The sequence below is a fragment of the Leifsonia sp. SIMBA_070 genome, from assembly GCF_046534635.1.
Lineage (GTDB): Bacteria > Actinomycetota > Actinomycetes > Actinomycetales > Microbacteriaceae > Leifsonia.
The window spans coordinates 1-262 of sequence record NZ_JAWRYK010000446.1 but is presented as its reverse complement, the minus strand read 5'-3'; the positions used below and the strand labels follow the sequence as shown (position 1 = coordinate 262).

1 protein-coding gene is annotated in these 262 nt (G+C 68.3%); it reads left to right on the top strand.

Features of this window, described 5'->3' with window-relative positions; all coding sequences use genetic code 11:
• A partial coding sequence (locus SB754_RS21020; protein WP_410784287.1) for a DUF3418 domain-containing protein occupies positions 1-262 on the top strand: 262 nt, incomplete at both ends.

The following is a 262-nucleotide window of genomic DNA, read 5'->3' as shown; positions in this document are numbered from 1 at the left end:
AAGCCGGTCACGCGCTTTCTGCGCGTCAACGCCGAGCTGCGCCGCAAGCTCGAGAAGCTCGAAGAGCGCGAGCGCCGTCGTGACATCCTCGCCGGCGACGAGGCCGTCTACGCGTTCTACGAGGCGCGCGTCCCCGCCGACGTGTTCGACGTACGCAGCTTCGAGAAGTGGTGGCGTGGAGCGCTCGAGAAGACGCCGAACCTGCTGTCGATGCGCGAGCAGGACCTGCTCGACGGCGAGGCGACGAGCGATGCGCGCGACT